1 pseudogene is annotated in these 384 nt (G+C 41.9%); it reads left to right on the top strand.

Annotation, left to right across the window (positions count from 1 at the left end):
* Positions 1-384: pseudogene (locus tag EI162_RS15000) on the top strand (RNA-guided endonuclease TnpB family protein); the annotation flags it as partial.

The raw sequence follows: 384 nt of genomic DNA, 5'->3' as shown, positions 1-384 counted from the left end.
TTAGTTTTAAGCACCTTCAACGTACCGGCAAATTCTTTTCGGCCTACGACTTAGCTGCCTATACCAAAGGTGCGGGTGAATACCTAAACTTGCATAGCCAAACCTTGCAAGCAGTGGCGGAAACCCATGCCAAATCTCGCAAACAGTTTAAAAAAGCCAAACTCAACTGGCGTACCAATAATCCTAAGGCCAAACGCAGAAACTTAGGTTGGATACCTTTTAAAAAAACCGCTATCAAACACCTAGCAACCCATCAATCAGGAAAGAAAAGCCTTAAATCTACCATTCAGCTTAGTCTTGCCAAAGGTAAAAAACTGACCATTGATGTATGGGATAGCTATAATTTAGCCCTATACAACATCAACACCTGTGAGTTGGTGCAAG

This window comes from Psychrobacter sp. FME6 (genome assembly GCF_014861365.1).
Taxonomy (GTDB): Bacteria; Pseudomonadota; Gammaproteobacteria; order Pseudomonadales; family Moraxellaceae; genus Psychrobacter.
The sequence above is the reverse complement of the archived record's forward strand: the minus strand, read 5'-3'. Positions and strand labels throughout refer to the sequence as shown.